Source organism: Ruegeria sp. AM2 (assembly GCF_056540685.1).
Window position 1 is genome coordinate 32742 of sequence record NZ_JBQFXE010000007.1, and the last position, 20657, is coordinate 53398.

Sequence of the window (20657 nt, forward strand, 5' to 3'; positions counted from 1 at the left end):
TCAGCGCCTTAGCACAAGCCGCGCCGCCAGCCATCCCACAATCATGATTGCGAAATCGACGATTAGCCAGGGTCTAAGGGCCTCGGAATCCGTGGCATCGTACGGAAGGTGGAACAGGGCTAGGCCACTGAGGGTGTCAGGTAAGGAAATCAGCAACAGCGCTGTCAGATTATTTACGAAATGCAACGCGATAGCAGGACCCAACGATCCCGCCCGCGCCGTCAGATCCGCAGTCAGAAGGCTGAAAGTAAAGGCCCAAACTGCCACCATCACCGCATTTTCGCCGGTCGCCGTGGGATCATAATGTCCAACGGCAAACAGGATTGCAGGAACGCCCATCCAAAATAGTCGCGAGTTAAAACGCGCGGCCAAACTTTGCTGCATATACCCGCGAAACAGGATTTCCTCGGCGCTGGTTTGAATCAGCACGGCGGCCATCGACAACGGCAACAGCAAGATCCAACTGGGCAGAGGCAAATTGGGCTTCAGCGGTGCTCCAAAGCCATATGGCGGTAAGATCAGAATAACCACGCCCAGCACTAGCAACGCTTTGAACACACTCCAAAACTGCCCCGTCACCAGTTGCCATGGACCGAAGATCGAAGACAGCGATCTATGCTGAGCCACACGGGCCGCAAACGAAACGCCGAGCGTGACGAAGGCGAAACTCGTCAAAACAACAAGCACGGCAAACGGTGAAGAACCGTCAAACACCTCGTTCAACTCTTCCTCTGGGCCAACGCCCGCCAACACGGCCAGCAACACGGCATTCATCACGAAGATGACGGCCAACACGATCGCCAGACCGACAAGCAGACGCCAGATTTCCGGATATTTTCGGGCTTCGACCAGCAACAGCTCCTGACGGCAATATGGAGTACTCCGCCCGTCAGACGCCATCGTCAGTCCTGATCAATGGAATAGTGTCATCAGTGCTGATCGGCGTATTGCTGTCGCGCAGGCGTTCAGCGGCGGTCGTCAAATATCCTGCGACAGTGACCAATAGCTGAACCGCAACCCCCGCATCACTTTCGATGACAGCGCGCAATTCTTCTGCTCCGATCCGTAAAAACGCGCAATCGGTGTCGGCCACAAGGTCCAGTTGTCGGGTTTCGCCCGTAATGATTGCAAGATCACCGATCAGGCGCCCAGGCTCGATCGTTGAAAGCGCGCGCATTTGCCCGTTTTCTTCCATCCACTCCAAACGCGCCTGCCCCGAAATACAAAGATATGCCGCGTCCGGAACCTGACCACGGGAAAATATGGTCTGTCCTGCGGCCGCTTCGTACCATTGTGCCGAAAACGCAAGCAAACGTTGGTTTCGACCATCCAGGCGTGAAAACAACTCGGTCGAAGAGATGATCTTGAGCTTGCGGCTAAGGTCGTCAGACGCGGTATCCTCTGTTTCGACATGTGTGCGGGACACGCCATCAATTCGACCGTCTTTCACATCAATAAAGAGATCATAAGCTTCAGGATGGGCAAAGTGATCCTCCATGAAGATCATGATCGAATCCGGCAGCAACTCCCGCAATTTCAATCGGGTTCTCAGACGGCTTTCTGAATCGTGACTGGCCAGAATCTTGTCGAGGATCAGGATGTCAGGCCGTTTGATGCCGGCCCGGGAAAAGGCGGCCCGTTCTTGAAACACCGTCGGCAGGTTGTTCCCACCCAATCCCGACGGCAAGTCATAGATTATGGCCGCCACGCGACGCCGGAGACCGGCCTCGTTCATCGCTTCGGCTACGACGTCCTCAATCTCATCCGCTTTTGCGCCCGCCATCAGTGACACGCGCCCATACAGCGCGTTTTCCATGGCGGTCAGCCGCGGGACATATGCATCGGGGCGAATAGGAAGGAACATGTCCCCCATCGTCCGGCGTAGCTTTTCCGATTGATTCCGCCGTATCGAAAGGATTTTCTCTTTGTACTCCTCGGGAAAGCTTGGACCGATCTGTTCGGCCGTCAACATGAATGGCACGGTCAGCAAAAGCGCGCGGTCACTGTCGCCGACCGCATCATCACCCTTGGTCTTTTGGCGTTCCTGAATGTCCAGCAATCGGTGGTACATGTCTTTTGACATGCCTAGCCTAAGAAATAATGGGTGATCCGCCCCGTCGCGACCAAAGGTCTGATTGAGGATGCCCAGAATGGCCGCTGAAATGCTGAGCGCATCATCATCCAGATCATGTCTCGCGAGCATGGAAAGAAACTTCCCGTCGCCCGCCAGAATATCCGGAGCAATATCCTTGGACGGCGAGGCAAAAAGCAGGTTGCCACCAAGAGGTACAGCCGGGTTGAATTTGTCGGGATCAAACCGATAGACGAATTCGTCCAGTCCTTTGTCCTGAAGACGTTTGGCGACTTCGTCTCGCAGCTCGACGATTTCTTGCGCCAGAACCGGGTGAACTTTTGGATCAAATTGCGTTCGCAATGTGCGCCGGAACATGAATTCATCAATGCCCATGGCTTCGACCAGTTCGAACCACCAATTGCGAATCTCTTCGACGCTGTTTAGCCCTGCCAACCCAGGGTCCAGCCATTCGTCACTGAGCGAATCCGGAGGATTGCCAGCGCGAACTGCTTCGATCTGTCGGCGCGTTGGCGATTTTGTTGCCTCGGCCTCATGCTGCGGGCGCGTGCGCAAAGGCATCATCAGGTTGTCGCCCAACGTGCCATCAAACAGGTAAGGCCGTGAATAGGCATAACCAAAACGGGCCGCGATCACGGATTGGTGCAAGTCTTTCAAATTGTGCCCGTCAACAAGGACCTCTCCTTGCACCGGCAACAGTTCCCGCGTGAGCAATTGGGCTAGCGCGGCACGCTCGGAGGCATGGGACGACCGGATCGCTACCCGCGCGCCCTGCGGGATCGTCAGATCAATATCCTCGAGAATAGTTTTGCCGTCGTCATCCTGCACGGTCACGTTGCGCAATTCGATATCGCCGGTCAGATGTGGTATGGTTTCGGGTTCGCCGTCGAACAAATGCTCGGGGATCATGTCTGACGGGGCAAAACGCTCGGTCACGACCTCCCATCGCAGCGACATGTCCTGCACCTGATTATAATAAGTCAGCAAATCCTTCCACGGCCCGCTCAGGTCCTTGTATGCCCCCAATGCAGCGACCAGCGCACCCACCGTTACCTCGCCTGTGATCGCCAGATACCCGCCGACGGAATAGAACAGGAACGGCGTCATCTGAGTGATCAGATTGTTGAGGAATTTCATGAAGAACTTTTTGTTGTAGATCTTGAACCGGATCTCAAACAAAGTGCCCAACCTGTGGCTGAACTGGGCCAACCGATACCGCCATCCGCCATTGGTTCGAAGATCACTGATACCGGCTGCGCTTTCACCAATTTCAGAACTCAGGTGCCGGACCTCCTGAATTCTTTCTTTATTCAACAGGTTGATCTGTCGCTGCAATTTCGGGATCAACCAGGCCTGCAACGGGATGAGCGCGATGCTCGCCAGCCCGAACCAAACGCTCTGCATGAACAGAAACGTGACGATTGTCATCATCTGACCGAATTGGAACACCGGCTGGGCAATGGCATCGCCCATCAGGCCGCCCATCGGCTCGGCCTCGGATGTAATCATGGAAACAAGCTCGCCCTGGCTTGTGGTCGCGAAATAGGATTTCGGAAACCGCATGGTGCGATTGATCAGAGTGAACCGCAGGCGTCGCAGCATCCGCTCGGCCAAAATGCCTTTCATCGTGTTGATGCGCATTTTCATCAGACCGCTGGCGACAACGGTGGCCAAAAACGCAACGCAGAGGATCAACAGGTATTGAACCTGAGTCACCGTGAATCCCAACAGCGTCACAGTATTCGCAGGGGCGCCAATTGCATCATTGATGATCTGTTTCGGCAATTCCAGCGAGGCATATAGAAACGGAAACGACAAAACCGTCAGTGCCAGCAGCACCAACTGTTGTTTCTTTGAGTGCTTCCAGATGAAAGAAAATAGGGTGGGTTCCATGCCCCTGCCTCATTGTGACTACGTATTGTGCCGGGTCAGTGCCGGTCTGCTCTGGCGGAAAGAAGACGGTAAGCTGCGGCCCATCCTAATGCAAGAAATGTGGATGCGTCCGCAAGCGGTTTCCATTCGCATTGCGCGGTAAGGTTCACTTTTGGGTAATTTTCATTTCCAATGCTAACAGCGGGGTTTGTCCCTGGTTTGTTGATAATCTAAAGAGCGGAACGGGTTCGGGGAAAAGGGATCATGAACAGAATTCTGGATCGCTACCTTAATGGAAAAACCTTGGCGCGGTGGCAGCGGGCCGGCCAATCGGCGGGCGACGCTGCTTTGCCAGATCTGCGCAACCAGCGCGATCAGGCAAGGCATCTCAATCTGGCATTGAACCGATTTCTGAAAAAGGCCGACGGACGGTTGACCCGCCCTCTAGTCGGCTCTGTTCAGTTTCCGAAACCTCTGGGTACCGATTGGTCCTGGCGTCCTGATATCTGGCGCGAGCCGCTGAACCGGACTGGTCTGGCGTCAGCTCCGCGCAAGGCCAAGATGGACGGGCAGGTTACCTTGTTTCACGATTGCAATCTGGCCGAAATCTCGCTGCATCAGATCCGAAACCGCAGTGACCGCGATCTTGCTCCTTTTGGTCTTGCTTTGGAAATCTTTAATTTTGCAGGCTCTTTCGTTTCGCTTTCAGTTGAACTGCCTGCGGATGTCGCTCGGGATCTAAGCCGACAGCATCTGATGCGCGTGGACGCCGCCATCACGGCGGAACGGTCGACCGAAGTTTACACAAGGCTCAACATCCAGCATGGACCCAACACTGAACAGGTTCTGCGCGGGCTGGACGTGTCGGACCGCTCATCATCGGTGGATTTCGACCTTGCCCATTTGCAACTGAACGAGCGAAGAATAGAGAAATTGTGGCTGGATGTGATTATTCAAGACCCCGCGATGAACAGGATTGACCTGCGCGATCTGACGTTTTGTCGTCACCACCGCGCCGATATGTAAGAGTCATGCCATGAAACCACCAATCCTGACACCGACCCGGTTTGAAAATGCTGTTTGGGAAGGGCTTGTTACCAGCGACACGCAGCCGTCGATCGAAGCGTTCCTTCACGGAGAACAAATTGAGGCTGTTACGGTCGATCCCGTGCCCGAAGGATGGGCCGTACAAATACCTGTCCCAGCGACAGCATTGTCGGATGGCGTGCACAGCATAGTCATTCGCGATGCGGCGACCAAGGACACTCTTGGAAGCTTTACAATCATTGCGGGCCTGCTCGCCGCAGACAGCCTTTTGGCCGAGGTTGATTTGTTGCGGGCGGAACTGGACATGTTGAAACGCGTAGTCCGTCAGACTCACAAGCCGGGTACCTAGCCTTTTGAAGGCGCGAAAACTGATATTTGGACTGTCAATCTATCTTTATTGATTCATCCGTGCATCATGTTTGGTACTTTTCAAACAGGTGGTCATTTGGAACGCAGCAGTATCATAAAAGTCATCGCATTGATGGTGACAGGATTTGGAATCGGCATCGATTTCACAGGTGCCTTGATGTTGGTTCCCGCAATCGAAAGCAGCTTTGACGCTGATATCACCAGCACCCAATGGGTGTTAAACATCTACGCTCTGTTCTTCGCGATGACCATGGTGGCAGGCGGACGTCTGGGCGACATGTATGGTCACCGAAAGATGATGATCATCGGCCTCTCGATTTTCCTGTTCGCGTCTGTGCTTTGTTATGTGTCCCCGGGTCTGGACTACCTGATTGGTGCCCGGGCTTTGCAGGGTATCGGCGCGGGATGTGTCTGGCCGTGTACATTGGCCTTCGGAGCGACAAAAGTGTCCAAGGAAGAACATCGCGCGCTGGTAATGGGCCTGATTTTGGCGGGCGTTACCACGGGTAATGTTTTCGGCCCGATGATCAGCGGAGCCGCGGTCAACTTTGGAGACTGGCGACTGTTTTTTCTGGCCAACGTCATCTTCTCTTCCATTTCAATGACCGTGGCCATTTTTCTTATGGAGCGGGAAACCCAGCACAAACAGGGCGAGCACATCGATTTTGCCGGGATGGGCGTATTGTCGTTTGCGGTTCTGCTCTTGCTTTACGGGTTGGACGTCGGTGCAGATTGGGGATGGTCCTCTGTTCCGATTTTACTTCTGTTCTTTGTTAGCGCGGTGTTGTTCGTTCTTTTTCCGAGGGTGGAAAAACGGGTTAAAGAACCGCTTTTACTACCACAGCTCATGCAGAACCGAGAGTTTCGGATCACGCTTGGGCTGAATATGTTCAACGTTTCCGCCGCCTTCGTGGGTTTGTTGTACTTTCCGCAATATATGCAGAAAGTTCTTGGGTGGTCGGTGTTCCAATCGGCGCTGGGGCTGACCCCCCTGACCATCTTGTTGGCGGTGGGATCGATTGTTTCGGGCACGCTCTATAATGATTTTGGACCCAAGCGATTGCTGTTCTCGGGTTATGTCTGCGCAGCAGTCGGATCGGCAACCATTGTCATATTGCCGCAAAGCCTTGGGTATTTTCAGATCCTGCCGGGTATGGCCATGATTGGCTTAGGTGCGACTTTGACTGTCGGTCCGTCCGGGACCGCCGCCGTCTGCGCGGTCAAGCCCGAGCGCGCCGGTCTTGTTGGCGGGCTCAGTTTCATGGTTCACCTTGTCTACGGCGCAATATCGGTCGCCTGCGCGACGGCCATCATGTACGTTACAAGCCTTTCAAGTCTTGGCAGACAGTTAAAATTTGACGGCATTGATCTGTCAGCCGCAGATCAGAAAATGATCAACGGCAGTTCGCTGACATCGGATTCCGCGCGCGCCGTGATGCAGAAACTCGGGTCAGGGGACGCCGAGAAAGTCAAATCCGCGATTCAGTCGGCGTTTGACAGCGGAATGAACATGGCTTTCATATTTGCAATGCTCTCAGTCTCAGTCGGCATTCTTCTTGCGGTCATGCTGGATGAGAAGAAATTGCACAAGGTAGAAGGCTGATTGCCGCCAACAAAAAAGGGCCGCATTTTTTGCGGCCCGTTCCTTTGTTCAATCGTCGGATTACTGCGACGGCCCAGTCGGGTTGAATGCGGACAGCCCTTTCAGGATATCAATGGCATAGGCCAGTTGATAATCTTGCTCGCGCAGTTCCGCGGTTGCCTCAGCTTTCGCGCGATCTTCTTCGATCTGGCGGATTTCATCCTCGCTCAGACTGTCGTTATTCAAGCTGCCGCGCAAATCGGCTTCTGACCGGCTCCGCACATTGGTGTCATCTTCTTCCTCATCCACAGCGCTCACGCGAGGCTGCTCAACGATGATGTCGGGGCTGACACCAAGAGCCTGGATCGAGCGGCCAGACGGTGTGTAATACCGCGATGTTGTCAGGCGCATTGCACCATCCCCGCGCAACGGCATGACGGTTTGGACCGAACCTTTTCCAAAGCTCTTGGTCCCAACCACGATGGCCCGGTGATGATCTTGCAGCGCGCCGGCAACGATTTCGGATGCTGACGCCGAACCGCCATTGATCAGTACAACAATCGGCTTGCCGCCTGTCAGGTCGCCCGGGGTCGCGTTGAACCGCTCGCCATCTTCTGGGTTGCGGCCACGGGTCGAGACGATCTCGCCTTCATCCAGAAATGCGTCGGACACCTTGATCGCTTGCGTTAGCAAACCGCCAGGGTTGTTGCGCAGGTCCAGCACGATACCGTTGACGTTTTCGACGCCACCCGCTTCGTCAATCTGTTCCTCCAAACCTTCCTTAAGGTTGGGGTAAGTCTGATCATTGAATGTTGTCACACGCAAAACGACACTTGTGCCTTCGGTGCGCGCACGCACCGCCGTCAGTTTGATTGTGTCGCGTATGATGGTGACATCGAAAGGATCAGTCTCACCCTCGCGTACAACGGTAATCACAATTTCCGATCCCACCGGCCCGCGCATCAGCTCAACAGCCTTGTCCAGCGTCAAACCCAGAATGCTTTCGCCATCAACATGCGTGATGAAGTCTCCGGCCTCAATTCCGGCCTCGTCGGCAGGGGTGTCATCCATAGGAGAGACGACTTTGACAAAGCCTTCCTCTTGCGTGACTTCGATGCCCAATCCACCGAATTCGCCCCGCGTCTGGACGCGCATCTGTGCAGCATCGTCAGGCGACAGATATGAGGAATGCGGATCAAGTGACGTCAACATGCCGTCGATGGCCGCTTCGATCAGCTCTTCAGTTTCAACCTCTTCCACATATTGCGCGCGGATGCGTTCAAAAATATCGCCAAACAGATCCAGCTGTTGGTACACACTGGCTTTGCTTTCCGCTTCCTGCGCCAGCAAAGGTCCTGCGATCTGAGTGGTTACGATGATCCCTGCCACGGTACCGGCGATTCCGGCCATCACAAATTTCTTCATACTCGTTTATCCATCCTTGTCAGTCCGGAACCACGTTTCCGGATCCACGGGGCTGTTGTCTTGTCTTACCTCTATATAGAGCGTTTCTGACCGGTCAGTTCCAGTGCCATCACTGCTTATTGACATAATAGCGCCAATTTCCGGGGTTTCACCCGGCATCAATCCGACCGGAGAGCCCTTGGGGATCACTTGCCCTGGCTGGCCATAGACTTCTTGCAAGCCCGAGAAAACGAACAGCAATCCCGGCTGAGGTTCAAGTATGACCAGATTTCCAAGTTCAAGCAGCGGCCCCCTGTAGCGGATCGTCGCCGCAGTGGGCGATACGACCAAGGAACGCGGGCGCGTGCCCAATACAAGGCCTGGCCGGGTCACTCCGGCGGCATCCGTCTCGCCCGCGCGGTGCAGGATGACACCCTGAGTCGGCAATGCGATCCGCCCCTTCATCGCCGAAACATCCGCATCTGTCGCGGCGATTTCTCCCTCCGAGATTTCGGACAAGCCGCTGGCGAAACCGTCAAGCGTTTCGGTCGACGAAATCAGAATGGCCGTGCGAACCGGATCTTCGACGAAGCGCAGTGGAAGATCAGTTCTGTCCGCGATGGCCTCGCTCAACCGGGTACGAGCGTCCTGCACGCCGGTCAACCCCTCGGTCAGTGTGTCAGTGGCGCTTTGCTGTAGTTGCCGCAGGGTTTGGACCTCGTGCACATCCCGCGCAAGTTCCCGAGCTTGCGAATTCAGACCCGGCGTTACTTCGGACAGCATCATGCCCGTCCGTGCAGCACCAAGCGGCCCTGATGGATGCAGCATCAGAACAGGCGGAGCCGTTGTCTCAATGGTTTGCAAAACGCCCAGCAACTGCGCGATTTCCGCCTCCTGCGCACGCAATTCCGCCGACAATTGTGCTTCGCGCAGCGTCGCACGGCGCAACCCGTCGCGCATGGCTGTCAATCCGGCTTCGTAGGCCTGAATCGTCTCGGTCAGTGCGCGAACCCGGTCACGCGCGCTGTCGGCCTCGGTCAATGCGACCGAGGCGTCTTCGAGCATCTGAGCAGCCTCAAGCGCCGCCTCAGACGGGCTTTGCGCAAATACCGGCACGGACCAGACGAGCACCCCGGCCAAGGCCAGACGCAGAGTCATGACAGCAAACTCTCCCCAGTCATTTCCGGAGGTTTGGGCAATTGCATCAGATCCAGGATGGTTGGCGCCAGATCCGACAGGCGCCCGGATCTCAGCTTAGCTCCGTCCGGCCCGCCGACCAAAGCCACCGGCACCGGGTTCAGCGTATGTGCCGTGTGTGGACCGCCGGTTTCAGGATCGACCATCATCTCGCAATTGCCGTGGTCGGCCGTCACAATCATCGCACCACCGGCCCTTTCCAGGGCAGTTATCACCTGCCCCAACCCTTGATCCACCGCCTCGCAAGCTTTGATAGCGGCGTATAAATCGCCAGTGTGGCCAACCATGTCAGGATTGGCATAATTCGTGACGATCAAGTCATAGCCGCCTTGGATCGCCTCGACGAATTTCGTGGTCACTTCGGCTGCAGACATCTCGGGCTGAAGATCATAGGTCGCGACTTTGGGCGATTTCGGCATATATCGGGCTTCGCCCTCTTCCGGCTTTTCCTTGCCGCCGTTCAGAAAGAACGTGACATGCGGGTACTTCTCGGTTTCGGCCAGACGAAACTGGCGCAAACCTTGCTTGGCCACCCATTCGCCAAGGGTGTTCTTGATGTCCCGCTTGGGGAAAACGGTGGTCATATAGGCGTTGTGGCCATCAGAATACTCCACCATTCCCTGCAATGCTGAAAGGTTTGGTCGTGGACCAGTTTCGAATTCTGCGAAGCCTGACTCACCAATCGCTCTCAGGATTTCGCGCGCTCGGTCCGCACGAAAGTTAAGACAGAAAAAACCGTCACCGTCTTTGACCCCAGAATACCCGCTCACTACGGTCGGAACGATGAATTCATCGGTTTCCGACTGGTTATAGGCATGATCAACGGCCGCATGCGCCGTGTCGACCACCCTGCCCTGCCCCTTGATCATCGCGTTGTAGGCTTCTGCCACCCGCTCCCATCTGTTGTCACGATCCATGGCGAAGTAACGCCCGCAGACCGTTGCGATCGTCGCACCTGCGGGAAGTCTTGCCTCAAGCTCGGCCAGATAAGTGAATGCGGATTTCGGAGCTACGTCCCGCCCGTCCGTGATTGCGTGGAGTGCAACAGGAACGCCCGCACCCGTGATGGCCTTGGCCGCCGCAATGATGTGGTTCAAATGGCCATGAACGCCCCCATCCGAGACCACACCCATCAGGTGTGCAGTCCCGTTTGCAGCCTTCACCTTGTCGATGAACGCCTTCAGGGCTGCGTTTTGGTGGAAAGAGCCATCCTCAATGGCCAGATCGATTTGGCCCAAATCCATGGCCACCACCCGGCCCGCGCCGATATTCGTATGCCCGACCTCGGAATTCCCCATTTGCCCGCTGGGCAGGCCAACGTCCGGACCATGCGTGATCAGTTGCGCATGCGGTCCATTGGCCATGATCGCATCGAATGTCGGAGTGTTCGCCAGGTACGGCGCGTTCGCCGTCGTGTCGTCCGACAGACCCCATCCATCAAGAATGCACAGGACAACGGGTTTCGGCGCGCTCATTTGGGACGTCTCCGGTAACTGCTCTCAGCATGTCTTCTACCCGTTGCACGCTCCGGTTTGAACCAGCTTTTCGCGGGGTGCTGGCAGAATTAATCGTCCTTTCCGACGATATCCATAAATGGTCGTGCCTTACGGCCACGATACTTGACCGTCAGTTCCAGCGGACCGTCATTTTCATCATAGACACCCAGCAAAACGCCCTTGCCCCGGCTTTTGGTTCGCATGTCCATCAATTGCTGCGCAGACCGCGTGGTGCGCTGAGACGGCCTGCGCGCCCAGGCAAACAAATGGTTGTACATCCGAGCGATGACTTCGACGTGTTCCGCGCTGTCACCCAAGTCGGTCAACTCTTGCGGATCATTTTCCAGATCAAACAGGATGGGCCGAAACCCGCCCTCGCAGTGGATTAGTTTCCACCGCTTCGTCGCAATCATGAACATGACCGCATCTCGGACCGAGACATCCATGATCTCGGCAATCGGAGAGGCTGAATAGTCATATTCACAAATCGCGAATTCTCGCGGTGTTATGTGTGCCTGACCGTGCAGGATGGGCAATAGCGAATGCCCTTCCAGAATGTGGTCAGCAACTTCACCACCGGCCACATCTACAAACGTCGGAGCAAGGTCAATAGACTCGACCAACGCGCCGCAAGTGGTGCCACGCGTGGCGTCCGCCTCGGGGGACGGATCATAGATGATCAGCGGCATCTTGGTGGAAGCATCGTGAAAGAACGTCTTTTCGCCCATCCAGTGATCGCCCAGAAAATCGCCGTGATCCGAGGTCAGAACGATCATCGTATCCTGCATTCGACCAGATTGCTCCATCCAATCAAACAGCCGCCCCATTTGATCATCCGCCTGCTTTATCAATCCCATATAGGCCGGGATCACCGCCTCGCGGACGTCTTGACGCGAGAAGGTCTGGCCAATTTTGGTGTCCATAAAGGCTTTGAGCACCGGATGCGCGTTCTGCCGTTCCGCCTCGGATCGAACCACGGGCAGAACATGCTCCGGCCCGTACATCGAGGCATAGGGTTCGGGAACGATATAGGGCCAATGCGGTTTGATGTAACTCAGGTGACAGCACCATGGGCCATCATGACCCTCCATAAATTCCATGCCGCGGTTGGTCAGATAGGGCGTCTCGCTGTCTTCTTCGGCAATATTAGCGGCTTCGGAAGAATTTTTGAGAAACCAGCCCGACAACACATTGCCGCCCGCATCCAAACCGGAATTGGCAAAGTCATGCCATGGGTTGTCGCTCTCATATCCTTTGTCAGCGAGGTATTCGTTATACCGCTTCGACCCGTCGGGATCGTAAAACCCATCCGGGCCTTCAGGCCGCATTCCGTCGTCCCGCTCGAACACATCGAACCCGCATTCGGCGACCCGCGCGCCGATCAGGCAGTCCGGTTCCAACCCTAAACGGGCCATTCCCTCGGCATCCGCCCGCATATGTGTTTTGCCAACAAGCCAGCAGTCCATCCCCGCCTTGCGCAGATGGTCCCCCATGGTCATCTCGCCGACTTTCAGCGGAATACCGTTCCAGGATGCACCGTGCGAATGCACGTAGCGCCCTGTGTAGGTCGACATGCGAGAACTTCCACAGATCGGCGACTGAATATAAGCGCGTGTAAAACGCACGCCCTTTGCGGCCAATCGATCGATATTGGGTGTGTGCAGATGCGGATGCCCATAGCAACCGAGGTAGTCCCAGCGCAATTGGTCGAACATGATGAAAAGGATATTCTTGGCTTTGCTCATGCCAAGATAGCTATCCTAGCCTTCCATCTGCTGCAGCATCTTTTTGGCGCGTTTGCATTGGAGCTGATCACGCAACGGGCTGTCCGGGTCGATATCCTTGTGGCAGACTACGCATTTGTCAGCGCCTGAGATCGCGTTCAGCCCGCCACAGCTGCCCTTGATCTTTTTGCCCATCAGCATCACGCCCAGCGACATCCCGACCATGATGATCAGAAGCAAAACGAAGGCCAGAATAAAGGTGCTCATGATACGGTCCTTCAGTTCGATCCCAGCAGATCTTTGAACGCGGTGCTTTGTACCGTGATATAGGCATCTTCCCCGCCTGTCACATCTCTGGAGATGAAAAACACGGCAAGTTTATGCTCTTCCGCCAGTTTCAGCCCCGCGTCCTGACCCAATGCCAGCATCGCGGTCGCCCAGGCATCCGCCATCATGGCATTCTCGGCCAGAACGGTCACGGATGTGGTGCGGTGCGTGATGGGCCGCCCCGTCGTGGGGTCGATGATATGGGAATAGCGCACACCGTCCTGTTCGAAGAAATTCTTGTAGTCTCCGGACGTGGCCATGCCCAGATCGTTCAACGACACGACTATTTGGATGGCCTGCGCGCCGGGCTCAGGCTTTTCAATGCCAATCCGCCAGATTTCGCCTTTGTCGTTTTCACCCTTGGCAACCAAGTCACCGCCGATCTCAACCATGTAGTCTTCGATTTCGGCCTCTCGAAGAGTCGCCGCCACGGCGTCGATCCCATAGCCTTTGGCGATAGCGGACAGATTGATCCCAACCGCTGCGTCCGATTTCGCCAAGGTGCCCGCCTCACGGTCCAGATCAAGCAACCGACCTTGCCCCACCTTGTCCAACGCCGCCGTAATTTCCGCATCTGCCGGAACCGGGTCTTCGGGCTTACGTGGACCAAAGCCCCAAAGTTCGATCAGCGGGCCCAGCGTGACGTCGAAGGTTCCGCCGGATTTTTCGTGCACATCTTTTGCCGCTTCGATCACCAGCGCAAATTCGTCTGACACAGGCATCGCATCTGTGCTGCCCGATGCCGAGAACACTGAGACCTCGGAATTTGGGTCCCAGTTGGACATTTTCGCGTTAACCTCGGCCAGCGTCTTTTCAACCGCTTGGGCCAACGCGGCCTCATCCAGATCATCGCCAATAGCTGTGATGTTGAAGGTGGTTCCCATCGTCTCGCCCGACAGGCGGACAATTTCTGGCTCGGTGTCGAACCAGCATCCGGATGCAAGCAATACCAGAGCAAAAGCTGTCAGTTGGCGCATCAGGCAGCCCCTTGAAAAAATGTTGCCCGGCATATGCCAGCGCCCCCGGTCAGAGTCAAACAACGCTCAAATCTCCAGCGGCAGAAACGCAAGCGTAAACAAGCCAATTGCAGCGGGAACACCAAACAGCCAGGCGCGTTTCTGCCAGCCGGGCGGTTGGTTTTTCCACGCCATACGGAAGTTATGACCACAAACCACAACAACAAAAAAGATGAGCGCAGCCACGGGTGGCGTAAGATACAATCCGCTCATTAGTACCGCCAACCCTGCAAATCGCGGGAATGCCAAAGGAATTCGAAATTGCACCCTATACAGTGCCCGCGCCTGCGGTAAGGTGGTGTCAATAATCCATTCCTTTGAAGAAGGAGATCGCTCATGGCTCCAAGCTCTTACCAGCCACCAACCCGTGGCGACAAGGCCGATACGGCGACCCACAGCCAATCGGTCGAGTCGAACCTGTCTCATTCTCAATCGACGGTCGCGAAACTGCTGGAAGGGAAAGGGGACGCGGTTTTTTCCGTCCGACCCAATGACACCATTCATTCGGTCGTGGACATCCTCAAGGAAAAACGCATCGGAGCGGTGGTCGTCGCGGACCAGAACGGAGCGCTGCAGGGAATCCTGTCGGAACGCGATATCGTCCGGCGCATGGCCGAAACTCCGGGTCAGACGTTGCCACAATCTGTCGAGGACCTGATGACACGGGATGTGCAAACCTGTTCGCCTGATGATCCAATGATGAATGTCCTCAAAACCATGACCGAAGGACGCTTTCGCCACATGCCGGTCTTGAAAGACGGCAATCTGTGTGGCGTCATCACCATCGGTGATGTGGTGAATTTCCGCTTGAACGAACTGGAATACGAAGCGCTGAAGATGAAGCAGATGATCGTCGGCTAGCAATCTCTGTCCGCCAGCCCACTTCGACAATACCACTTGACGTTCAATGGCTGAGCGTTTTCCTCACGGTCATGTTTGACACAAAACTCGGGTAAGTCATGAAACGAGTCCTCATCACCGGAACCGCCGGGTTCATCGGGTTCCACCTCGCCCGGCTGCTGCTGGAAGAAGGCTTTCGCGTGCATGGGTATGACGGGATGACCGACTATTATGACGTCGCGCTCAAGCAACGCCGTCATCAGATGCTGCTGCAGAACCCGGCTTTTTCGGCAACGGAAGATATTTTGGAGAATTACGACCGTCTCGCACAGGTCGGGGAAGAGTTTGAACCAGACGTCATCATCCACCTCGCCGCACAGGCAGGGGTGCGTTACAGCCTTGAAAACCCGCGCAGCTATGTCGAATCCAACGTCGTTGGCACATTCAACGTCATGGAAGTAGCCCGCCAACACGAGATCGAGCACCTGCTTATGGCATCGACCTCATCGATCTACGGTGCCAATGAGGACATGCCGTTCACCGAGATCGACAAGGCCGATCTGCAACTGACGATCTACGCGGCCACCAAAAAAGCCAATGAGGCGATGGGGCATTCCTATGCCCATCTGTGGAACCTGCCGACCACAATGTTCCGTTTCTTCACCGTTTACGGCACGTGGGGTCGTCCTGATCTGGCCTATTTCAAATTTACCGACGCGATCCTGAATGACCGTCCGATCGACATTTACAACAATGGCGACATGTATCGGGACTTCACTTATGTCGAAGACCTTGTACGCGGTATTCGCCTGTTGATTGACGCGGTGCCGGAACGGCCGGACAACAAAGACGACATCTCCGCGGGGGACAGCCTGTCGCCTGTCGCCCCGTTCCGTGTGGTGAACATCGGGAATTCGGAAAAGGTACGTTTGCTCGACTTTATTGAGGCCATCGAGGATGCATTGGGCAAGAAGGCAATCCGCAACTACATGCCCATGCAAATGGGCGATGTGCCTGCGACTTGGGCAGATACAAGCCTTTTGCAGGAATTGACCGGTTACAAACCGCAAACCGACATCCGGACCGGCTTGGCAAAATTTGTCGACTGGTATCGCGAGTACTACAACGTCCCGGCCTAATAAAAAACCGGCGCTTGCAGCGCCGGTTTGTCAAATTACCCGCCGAAATCGTCCAGCATGATGTCTTCGCGGTCCACTCCCAGGTCCAGCAGCATGTTGATGACCGACTGGTTCATGATTGGCGGACCACACATATAGTATTCGCAGTCTTCCGGCGCCGGGTGGTTCTTGAGGTATTCCTCGAACAGAACATTGTGGATGAAGCCGGTATAGCCTTTCCAGTCATCCTCGGGCTGCGCATCCGACAGGGCGACGTGCCAGTCGAAATTGTCGAACTCCTTGGCCAGAGTGTCGAAGTCCTCGACAAAGAACATCTCTTTCTTCGAACGCGCGCCGTACCAAAAGCTGATTTTGCGGTTTCGGTTCTCTAGCCGCTTGAGCTGGTCAAAGATATGGCTGCGCATCGGGGCCATGCCCGCGCCACCCCCGATGAACACCATCTCTTTCTCGGTCTCCCGCGCGAAGAACTCACCGAACGGACCCGAGATCGTCACTTTGTCACCCGGTTTCAGGTTGAAGATATAAGAGGACATCTGACCCGGCGGGATGCCTTCCGCGCCCGGAGGCGGCGAGGCCACGCGGACGTTCAGCATGATCATGCCCTTCTCGTCCGGGTAGTTGGCCATGGAATAGGCCCGTTCAATCGGCTCACTCACAACAGATTTGTATTGCCACAGATTGAAACGATCCCAATCCTCGCGGTACTCTTCCTCGACATCGAAATCGGTATAGGCCAACTGGTGCGCTGGCGCTTCGATCTGGATGTAGCCCCCGGCGCGGAAGTTCACGTCTTCGCCGTCGGGCAGGTCCAAGGTCAGGGCCTTGATAAAGGTTGCGACGTTTTCATTGGACCGGACCGTGCATTCCCATTTCTTGACGCCAAAGACCTCTTCCGGAACTTCGATGTCCATATCCTGCTTGACCGCCACCTGACAGGACAGGCGGTCGCCGCAAGCAGCTTCACGCTTGGTGATATGGCTTTCTTCAGTTGGCAGGATCGAGCCGCCACCTGAATGCACCTTGACGCGACATTGCGCGCAGGTGCCACCACCGCCGCAGGCAGAAGGCACAAACAGTTTCTCGGCCGCAAGCGTTTGCAGCAATTTGCCGCCCGCTGGCACGGATACCGTTTTCTCACCGTTGATGGTGATGTTCACATTGCCGGTCGATACCAGCCGGGACCGGGCCGCCATGATGAGCGCGACCAGAGCGATCACGATCACTGTGAAAAGAGCGACGCCTAGGGTAAAGGTTTCCATTGCGCCCTCCTTACAATTTCACGCCCGAGAAGGACATGAAGGCCATTGCCATCAGACCTGCGGTGATGAAGGTGATGCCCAGCCCTTGCAGGCCATCAGGGATGTCTGAATATTTCAGCTTTTCGCGCACGCCTGCCATTGCAGTGATCGCCAGCGCCCAGCCAAAGCCCGAGGACAAGCCGTATGTCGCCGCCTCGGCAAAGTTGTAGTCGCGTTCCACCATGAACAGCGAACCGCCGAGGATGGCGCAATTCACGGTAATCAGCGGCAGGAAGATCCCCAGCGCGTTGTAGAGCGGCGGGAAGTACTTATCGAGTACCATCTCCAGGATCTGCACCATCGCCGCAATCACGCCGATATATGAGATCAGGCCAAGGAAGGTCAGATCCACATCCGGAAAGCCCGCCCAGGCCAGCGCGCCCGGTTTCAGCAGGTAATTCAGCAGCAGGTTGTTCGCAGGCACGGTGATGGCCTGAACGACCATGACCGAGATGCCCAGACCCAGCGCGGTCGAAATCTTCTTGGACACGGCGATGAAAGTACACATCCCCAGAAAGAAGCTGAGCGCGAGGTTTTCAACAAAGATGGCCTTTACGGCCAGTGAAATCAGACCTTCCATCAGTGCGCCTCTACCTGCTGGATTTTGTATTCACGTTCTTCCACCTGGTTTGGTTTCCATGTGCGGAAGGCCCAGATGATCAGGCCGATGATGAAGAACGCCGAAGGCGGCAGCAGCAGCATGCCGTTGGGCACGTACCAGCCACCATTGTTGACGGTCTGCAGAATGGTGACGCCAAACAGCGAGCCTGCGCCGAAAAGTTCCCGAATGAAGCCAACCAGCAGCAGGATCAAGCCATAGCCCATGCCGTTGCCCATCCCGTCGATAAACGACGCAACGGGGGGGTTCTTCATGGCAAACGCCTCGGCCCGGCCCATAACGATACAGTTGGTAATGATAAGACCTACGAAGACCGACAAGGTTTTCGAAATCTCAAACGCATATGCCTTGAGTATCTGATCCACCAAAATCACCAGCGAGGCGATGATCACCATCTGAACGATAATCCGGATCGAACCGGGGATCTGGTTGCGCAGGCATGAGATGAAGAAAGACGAGAACGAGGTCACGAAGATCACCGCCAGCGCCATCACCATCGACACCTGCAGCGACGAAGTCACCGCCAGCGCAGAACAGATGCCAAGCACCTGCAGCGTGATCGGGTTGTTGTCGACAAGCGGATCGACCAGCATCTCTTTCTTGGTCTGGGACATCAAATCTCTCCTGCTTGCAGTTTGGCCAGGAACGGAGCATAGCCCGCATCGCCCATCCAGAATTTCACCAGGTTGTCGACACCAACCGAGGTCAGCGTGGCCCCCGCCAGCGCATCGATGTAAAAATCAGGTCCGGCTGCGGGTTGAGACTTGGCGACGGTGATCTGCAAATCGCCATTGTCGTCGCGCAGCTTCTTGCCATTCCACAGGGCTTTCCAGCGCGGGTTGTCCACTTCGGCCCCAAGACCAGGCGTCTCGCCGTGCTGATAGAACTGCAGACCGAAGATGTCGTTACCGTTGTTTTCCAACGCGATAAAGCCATAAAGCGTGGACCACAGGCCGTATCCATGCAGGGGCAGGATCACCTTGTCGAGCCCGCCGGCATCGTCGCGCAGCAGGTAAATCACGCGGTACTTGGACTTGCGCCCAATCCCAGCCGGGTCATCAGCCAAAGCGACACTGAGGTCCGGGTCGCTGGCCGCAGCGATGTCATCAAACGTGGCAGGATCGAATTGGTCATCGAAGAAATCGCCCGTCGCCAATTCCAGCACATGCGGCTCGAACGCGGCGAAGGCCTCGGTTACGTCGACGCCCGGCTCATAGACGCCTGCGACCTGCAGAACGTTGACTTGTTTGTCCTTCAGCGCGTTGGCTTCTTGCACCGGGCGCAAGCTGACCGCTGCGGCGGAGACCACCATGGATGCCACAAGGCACACAGCAACCGCGATGATGATCGTTTTGCCGACTGAGTCCGGCGAGGCGGCCAGAAACTTGGCGAGCGCACCTTTTGGTTCGTTGGATTGCGTATCAGACATGGCGACGCGCCCTCCGTTTGATGTTGGCCTGTACGACAAAGTAGTCGATCAGCGGTGCAAAGACGTTTCCGAACAAGATTGCCAGCATCATGCCTTCGGGGAAAGCGGGGTTAATGACGCGGATCATCACAACCATGACACCGATCAACGCGCCGTAGATATAGCGGCCCATGTTGGTGTGGCTGGCCGACACGGGCTCGGTCACCATAAAGGCCAGACCGAACGCATAGCCGCCCAAAACAATGTGCCAATACCACGGCATCGCAAACATCGGATTGGTGTCCGACCCGATCAGGTTCAGCAGCAGCGAGAAGCCAACCGTACCGGCCAGACAGCCTACGATCAGGCGATAGTTGGCGATCTTGGTCGTCAAAAGGAAGGCCAGACCGATCATACAGGCCAGTGTCGATGTCTCGCCAAAACTGCCCTGAATTTGTCCGAAGAACGAGTTGGCCCAAGTGATCCCGTCGGCCGCAAGCGCCTGTACACCCTCGGCCGCGGTGATCCCAAGAGCGGTCGCGCCTGAGAAACCATCAACCGGCGTCCAGACCGAGTCTCCTGACATTTGCGCAGGGTAAGCGAAATAGAGGAAAGCACGTCCGACCAATGCCGGGTTCAGGAAGTTCTTTCCGGTGCCCCCGAACACCTCCTTGCCGATGACAACGCCAAAGATAATCCCCAAGGTCACTTGCCATAACGGCGTGGTTGCAGGCAGGATCAGGGTGTAAAGCATTGATGTAACAAGGAAACCTTCGTTGACTTCATGCCCCCGTACAGTTGCGAAGATGACCTCGAAAATACCGCCCGCGACCAGTGTCGTGATGTAAATCGGCAGGAAGTACAGCAGACCGTGCAACACGTTGGCAAAAATGCTGTCAGGGTTCAGCGAAATCCCGAACATTTCCAGCAATGCGATCCGCCAACCCGTAGCAGAATCTGGCCCCAAGGCCGCAATCGCGGAATTGGCCTGAAAACCGGTGTTATAAATCCCCCACAGGATGCAAGGGATCGTCGCGATCACGACATAGGTCATGATCCGCTTCATATCCACGTAAGACCGTGCGTGCGGGGCAACGGTCGTGACAGTTTTCGGAGTGTAGATAAAGCTTTCGACCATCTCGTAGATGGGGAAATACTTCTCGTACTTGCCGCCCTTGGTAAAGTTCGGCTCGATCCGATCGAAGAAGCTGCGCAAACCCATGTGGA

General features: G+C 55.8%; 19 protein-coding genes. 5 read left to right on the plus strand and 14 right to left on the minus strand.

Annotated elements, in window-relative coordinates:
* A complete protein-coding gene (locus ACR0CR_RS13670; protein ID WP_480599932.1) occupies positions 1-900 on the minus strand; it encodes a CPBP family intramembrane glutamic endopeptidase in 900 nt (299 codons plus the stop codon).
* Positions 890-3985 (minus strand): ABC transporter transmembrane domain-containing protein, encoded by a 3096-nt coding sequence (locus ACR0CR_RS13675; protein WP_480599934.1) that lies wholly within the window; start codon positions 3983-3985, stop codon positions 890-892. Before ACR0CR_RS13675 ends, ACR0CR_RS13670 begins: the two co-directional genes overlap by 11 nt.
* Before the next feature lie 243 nt (positions 3986-4228).
* On the opposite strand from ACR0CR_RS13675, the gene ACR0CR_RS13680 reads away from it, so the two are divergent.
* The 3 genes from ACR0CR_RS13680 (at position 4229) to ACR0CR_RS13690 (ending at position 6983) form a co-directional block, all read left to right on the plus strand.
* Positions 4229-4990, plus strand: coding sequence for a DUF6478 family protein (locus ACR0CR_RS13680; RefSeq protein ID WP_480599937.1), 762 nt, complete (start codon positions 4229-4231; stop codon positions 4988-4990).
* 10 nt (positions 4991-5000) lie between these two features.
* A complete protein-coding gene (locus ACR0CR_RS13685) occupies positions 5001-5360 on the plus strand; it encodes a hypothetical protein (protein WP_480599939.1) in 360 nt (119 codons plus the stop codon).
* Between the two features lie 96 nt (positions 5361-5456).
* Positions 5457-6983: an MFS transporter gene (locus tag ACR0CR_RS13690; protein WP_480599941.1), complete on the plus strand. Its 1527-nt coding sequence runs from the start codon at positions 5457-5459 to the stop codon at positions 6981-6983.
* A gap of 60 nt (positions 6984-7043) precedes the next feature.
* Here ACR0CR_RS13690 and ACR0CR_RS13695 read toward each other — a convergent pair whose 3' ends face one another.
* From ACR0CR_RS13695 to ACR0CR_RS13725, 7 genes are all read right to left on the minus strand, one after another.
* The gene (locus ACR0CR_RS13695) at positions 7044-8387 is read right to left on the minus strand and encodes a S41 family peptidase (protein ID WP_480599943.1); all 1344 of its coding nucleotides are present in this window, start codon (positions 8385-8387) and stop codon (positions 7044-7046) included.
* A 6-nt stretch (positions 8388-8393) separates the two neighbouring features.
* A complete protein-coding gene (locus ACR0CR_RS13700; protein WP_480599946.1) occupies positions 8394-9524 on the minus strand; it encodes a murein hydrolase activator EnvC family protein in 1131 nt (376 codons plus the stop codon).
* On the minus strand, positions 9521-11038 hold the full coding sequence (gene gpmI, locus ACR0CR_RS13705; RefSeq protein ID WP_480599949.1) for a 2,3-bisphosphoglycerate-independent phosphoglycerate mutase: 1518 nt from the start codon (positions 11036-11038) through the stop codon (positions 9521-9523). The genes ACR0CR_RS13700 and gpmI overlap by 4 nt, the downstream gene beginning before the upstream one ends.
* An 89-nt stretch (positions 11039-11127) precedes the next feature.
* On the minus strand, positions 11128-12804 hold the full coding sequence (locus ACR0CR_RS13710; protein WP_480599952.1) for a sulfatase-like hydrolase/transferase: 1677 nt from the start codon (positions 12802-12804) through the stop codon (positions 11128-11130).
* A 15-nt stretch (positions 12805-12819) separates the two neighbouring features.
* Positions 12820-13050: a (Na+)-NQR maturation NqrM gene (gene nqrM / locus ACR0CR_RS13715; protein WP_170658487.1), complete on the minus strand. Its 231-nt coding sequence runs from the start codon at positions 13048-13050 to the stop codon at positions 12820-12822.
* A gap of 11 nt (positions 13051-13061) precedes the next feature.
* Positions 13062-14087, minus strand: coding sequence for an FAD:protein FMN transferase (locus tag ACR0CR_RS13720; RefSeq protein ID WP_480599954.1), 1026 nt, complete (start codon positions 14085-14087; stop codon positions 13062-13064).
* A 66-nt stretch (positions 14088-14153) separates the two neighbouring features.
* Entirely contained in the window at positions 14154-14339 is a 186-nt protein-coding gene (locus tag ACR0CR_RS13725; RefSeq protein WP_170658485.1) for a hypothetical protein, read from the minus strand.
* 123 nt (positions 14340-14462) lie between these two features.
* On the opposite strand from ACR0CR_RS13725, the gene ACR0CR_RS13730 reads away from it, so the two are divergent.
* Complete coding sequence (locus ACR0CR_RS13730) at positions 14463-14987, plus strand: CBS domain-containing protein (protein WP_480599957.1); 525 nt, start codon at positions 14463-14465, stop codon at positions 14985-14987.
* Between the two features lie 98 nt (positions 14988-15085).
* Positions 15086-16105: a GDP-mannose 4,6-dehydratase gene (locus ACR0CR_RS13735; RefSeq protein ID WP_480599958.1), complete on the plus strand. Its 1020-nt coding sequence runs from the start codon at positions 15086-15088 to the stop codon at positions 16103-16105.
* Between the two features lie 35 nt (positions 16106-16140).
* Here ACR0CR_RS13735 and nqrF read toward each other — a convergent pair whose 3' ends face one another.
* From nqrF to ACR0CR_RS13760, 5 genes are read right to left on the minus strand one after another with little or no spacing between them, the layout of a single operon-like run.
* Complete coding sequence (nqrF, locus tag ACR0CR_RS13740; protein WP_480599959.1) at positions 16141-17364, minus strand: NADH:ubiquinone reductase (Na(+)-transporting) subunit F; 1224 nt, start codon at positions 17362-17364, stop codon at positions 16141-16143.
* A gap of 10 nt (positions 17365-17374) precedes the next feature.
* The gene (gene nqrE / locus ACR0CR_RS13745; protein ID WP_050603817.1) at positions 17375-17983 is read right to left on the minus strand and encodes an NADH:ubiquinone reductase (Na(+)-transporting) subunit E; all 609 of its coding nucleotides are present in this window, start codon (positions 17981-17983) and stop codon (positions 17375-17377) included.
* Complete coding sequence (locus ACR0CR_RS13750; RefSeq protein WP_170710614.1) at positions 17983-18636, minus strand: NADH:ubiquinone reductase (Na(+)-transporting) subunit D; 654 nt, start codon at positions 18634-18636, stop codon at positions 17983-17985. The genes nqrE and ACR0CR_RS13750 overlap by 1 nt, the downstream gene beginning before the upstream one ends.
* Positions 18636-19451, minus strand: coding sequence for a Na(+)-translocating NADH-quinone reductase subunit C (locus tag ACR0CR_RS13755; RefSeq protein ID WP_480599961.1), 816 nt, complete (start codon positions 19449-19451; stop codon positions 18636-18638). Before ACR0CR_RS13755 ends, ACR0CR_RS13750 begins: the two co-directional genes overlap by 1 nt.
* Positions 19444-20652: an NADH:ubiquinone reductase (Na(+)-transporting) subunit B gene (locus ACR0CR_RS13760; RefSeq protein WP_480599963.1), complete on the minus strand. Its 1209-nt coding sequence runs from the start codon at positions 20650-20652 to the stop codon at positions 19444-19446. Before ACR0CR_RS13760 ends, ACR0CR_RS13755 begins: the two co-directional genes overlap by 8 nt.
* Positions 20653-20657: the final 5 nt, after the last annotated feature.

Bases quoted from the DNA above. Each gene is read 5' to 3' on its own strand.
- nqrM (WP_170658487.1), bottom strand. From the start codon at position 13,050: ATGAGCACCTTTATTCTGGCCTTCGTTTTGCTTCTGATCATCATGGTC.
- nqrE (WP_050603817.1), bottom strand. From the start codon at position 17,983: ATGGAAGGTCTGATTTCACTGGCCGTAAAGGCCATCTTTGTTGAAAAC.
- ACR0CR_RS13750 (WP_170710614.1), bottom strand. From the start codon at position 18,636: ATGTCCCAGACCAAGAAAGAGATGCTGGTCGATCCGCTTGTCGACAAC.
- ACR0CR_RS13670 (WP_480599932.1), bottom strand. From the start codon at position 900: ATGGCGTCTGACGGGCGGAGTACTCCATATTGCCGTCAGGAGCTGTTG.
- ACR0CR_RS13680 (WP_480599937.1), top strand. From the start codon at position 4,229: ATGAACAGAATTCTGGATCGCTACCTTAATGGAAAAACCTTGGCGCGG.
- ACR0CR_RS13710 (WP_480599952.1), bottom strand. From the start codon at position 12,804: ATGAGCAAAGCCAAGAATATCCTTTTCATCATGTTCGACCAATTGCGC.
- ACR0CR_RS13675 (WP_480599934.1), bottom strand. From the start codon at position 3,985: ATGGAACCCACCCTATTTTCTTTCATCTGGAAGCACTCAAAGAAACAA.
- ACR0CR_RS13735 (WP_480599958.1), top strand. From the start codon at position 15,086: ATGAAACGAGTCCTCATCACCGGAACCGCCGGGTTCATCGGGTTCCAC.
- nqrF (WP_480599959.1), bottom strand. From the start codon at position 17,364: ATGGAAACCTTTACCCTAGGCGTCGCTCTTTTCACAGTGATCGTGATC.
- gpmI (WP_480599949.1), bottom strand. From the start codon at position 11,038: ATGAGCGCGCCGAAACCCGTTGTCCTGTGCATTCTTGATGGATGGGGT.
- ACR0CR_RS13755 (WP_480599961.1), bottom strand. From the start codon at position 19,451: ATGTCTGATACGCAATCCAACGAACCAAAAGGTGCGCTCGCCAAGTTT.
- ACR0CR_RS13700 (WP_480599946.1), bottom strand. From the start codon at position 9,524: ATGACTCTGCGTCTGGCCTTGGCCGGGGTGCTCGTCTGGTCCGTGCCG.
- ACR0CR_RS13685 (WP_480599939.1), top strand. From the start codon at position 5,001: ATGAAACCACCAATCCTGACACCGACCCGGTTTGAAAATGCTGTTTGG.
- ACR0CR_RS13720 (WP_480599954.1), bottom strand. From the start codon at position 14,087: ATGCGCCAACTGACAGCTTTTGCTCTGGTATTGCTTGCATCCGGATGC.
- ACR0CR_RS13695 (WP_480599943.1), bottom strand. From the start codon at position 8,387: ATGAAGAAATTTGTGATGGCCGGAATCGCCGGTACCGTGGCAGGGATC.
- ACR0CR_RS13760 (WP_480599963.1), bottom strand. From the start codon at position 20,652: ATGGGTTTGCGCAGCTTCTTCGATCGGATCGAGCCGAACTTTACCAAG.
- ACR0CR_RS13725 (WP_170658485.1), bottom strand. From the start codon at position 14,339: ATGAGCGGATTGTATCTTACGCCACCCGTGGCTGCGCTCATCTTTTTT.
- ACR0CR_RS13730 (WP_480599957.1), top strand. From the start codon at position 14,463: ATGGCTCCAAGCTCTTACCAGCCACCAACCCGTGGCGACAAGGCCGAT.